General features: G+C 54.3%; 1 rRNA gene. It reads right to left on the bottom strand.

The features are described from left to right. Positions 1-679: ribosomal RNA gene (locus AC1U89_RS24535) — 23S ribosomal RNA — on the bottom strand; the annotation flags it as partial.

Here is a 679-nt window from a genome sequence, read left to right as displayed (position 1 = left end):
GCGTCACACCCTATACGTCCACTTTCGTGTTTGCAGAGTGCTGTGTTTTTATTAAACAGTCGCAGCCACCATTTTATTGCAACCCCTTCACCCTCCTGGCGCAGGCCAGTCAAGCTACAAGGGCGTACCTTATCCCGAAGTTACGGTACCAATTTGCCGAGTTCCTTCTCCCGAGTTCTCTCAAGCGCCTTAGAATACTCATCTCGCCYACCTGTGTCGGTTTGCGGTACGGTCTCGTATGACTGAAGCTTAGAGGCTTTTCTTGGAACCACTTCCAATTGCTTCGCGGCTCAAGGCCGCTCGCCCCACATCCTTGAATTACGCGCCCGGATTTGCCTAAGCGCCTTCTCCAATGCAGGGACCGGGACTTCCAACACCCGGACAACCTTCCGCGATCCGTCCCCCCATCGCATCATACGACGGTGCAGGAATATTAACCTGCTTCCCATCAGCTACGCATCTCTGCCTCGCCTTAGGGGCCGACTCACCCTACGCCGATGAACGTTGCGTAGGAAACCTTGGGCTTACGGCGAGGGGGCCTTTCACCCCCTTTATCGCTACTCATGTCAGCATTCGCACTTCTGATACCTCCAGCATCCTTTACAAGACACCTTCACAGGCTTACAGAACGCTCTCCTACCACGCACATTACTGTGCGTCCGCAGCTTCGGTATATAGC

The organism is Caulobacter sp. 05T431, from assembly GCF_056665975.1.
Note: the sequence above shows the minus strand (reverse complement) of the source record. Positions and strands in the feature narration are given on the sequence as shown.